Source organism: Caballeronia sp. BR00000012568055 (genome assembly GCF_029439455.1).
GTDB lineage: Bacteria > Pseudomonadota > Gammaproteobacteria > Burkholderiales > Burkholderiaceae > Caballeronia.
This window is the reverse complement of sequence record NZ_JAQFVG010000129.1, coordinates 1-1778: the sequence shown is the minus strand read 5'-3', so window position 1 is coordinate 1778 and position 1778 is coordinate 1. Positions and strand designations below refer to the sequence as shown.

The 1778-nt window shown below is 57.0% G+C and carries 1 protein-coding gene; it reads right to left on the bottom strand.

Annotated features, from left to right (window positions below; all coding sequences use genetic code 11):
- Positions 1–297 precede the first annotated feature (297 nt).
- Positions 298–1778, bottom strand: a 1481-nt coding sequence (locus P7F28_RS07730) for a TonB-dependent siderophore receptor (RefSeq protein WP_277183932.1), incomplete at its 5' end; no start/stop codon positions are given.

Genomic DNA, 1778 nt, shown 5'->3' with positions numbered 1-1778 from the left:
GGCCGATCAGGTCAACGAAGGAAATCCAGTACTCGTGCCAGTCGAAGGCGTGATCGGTGCCTTTGTTCTTGTAATGCAGCACGATTGCTTCGATAAACGCCGTTACGAGGGCCACGCCCATCAGTATCGCCGTGATTGTCTTCAACAGTTCCATGATCTGCCTGACTGGTTGGGTTGCGAATGAACCCATTTTGGCGATCGATCGTGTTAAAGACTATGCGTAAGTTATTTCACGGCATGTCATGAAAACGCGGCGAAGCCTTATTCAGAAAGGCCCCGGCCGCGCTCAGACTTGTGTCAGAACTCCATCCGCGCATTGAGCGACAGCGTGCGCGGCTCGCCCGGCTGGATGTAATCCGCGTACTGGAATTCCCAGTAACGTCGATTCGTCAGATTATCGATTGCTGCGCGCAAGCCAACCGTATGACCGGCGATTTTCGTCGTATACGTCGCGCCGAGGTTGTAGATCATATAGCCCGGCACGTTCAGATTGCCCGACGGTTCGAGATTCGTGTTGCCGGTGAACTTCGCGTTCGCGCCGACCGTGAGGCCCGGCACCATCGGCACGGAATAGTTCACGTGTGCAGCCGCCACGAAGCTCGGTGCGCCCGCGACGCGATTTCCATCGTAATCCGAACCTTTGTTGTACTTGGTCGCGATCCACATGATTTCGCCGCCCACGGTCCAATCGCGGCCCAGACGCACGTCGCCGCCCGCTTCCGCGCCCTGGAAGATCGATTCGCCATCTTCCACATAGACGTTCGCACTGTTCGCATACTGCGCGCCGCGTTCGATGCGGAACAACGCGGCCGTCGCGCTCCATCGCTCGTTCTGCGTCTTCACACCGACTTCGTATTGCTTGCTGCGCAGCGGATTGAGCACCGCGCCTGAGTTCGCATAGGTCGTGCTGACCACATTGCCCGGTTCGAGCGATTCGACATAGCTCGCGTACAGCGTGGTGGTCGGCGTGAGCTTGTACATCAGCGCGACCGAAGGCGTGACCACGCCGTTCTTCGAATATGTCGATGCCGTCGAGCCATCGACGTTATAGCCGTGCTGCTCGTAGTTGGTGTAACGCACGCCGCCGAGCACCGACCAGCGTTGCGTCAGCGCGATCGTATCGCTGGCGAAGAGTGCCTTTTGCGTGATGTCGGCGTTGCGATATGTGTAGAAGCCCGAACTATCGTAACGATTGAAGTTTTGCTGATAGATATTGCCGGTGCCGAGCAGGCCGTAAAAGCTGTTCGCGGTGTAATCGTTGGTCTGCTTTTCATAAGCTGCACCGAACACTAGCTGGTGCGAGAAAGGCCCTGTTTTTACGAGTCCTTCCGCCATCACCTGCCACGAATTCAACTGATGCCCTTCCTTGCCTTCGAAGCGATAGTCGTTGTAATCGCCAGCGGGATTAAGCAGATAGAACGTGCTTTCGTTGCGATAACGCGTGCTCTTGCTGAAGCTGTAGGTCGCGCTCACGGTCCAGTCCGGCGTGAGGTTATAGCGCAGGCCAGCGGTATAAATCTGGAATTTCGTATTCAAATGCTGATCCGGCGTGACGAGCGTGCTGCTGCCACCCGAAAGCACCGCAGGCAACGACGTGCCCACGTAAGACGCCGTGGAAATCGATGTCGCAATTCCCGAAGCGTGACGCTCCTGATACATCGCGCCGAAGGTCGCGGTGAGATCGCGCGTGAGGCGGGCATCGGCGGAAAGCGAGAAGGAATCGCGACGAATATTGCCGTCGTTATAGGTCTTGCCTTCTTCATGCGTCGCGTTGAAGC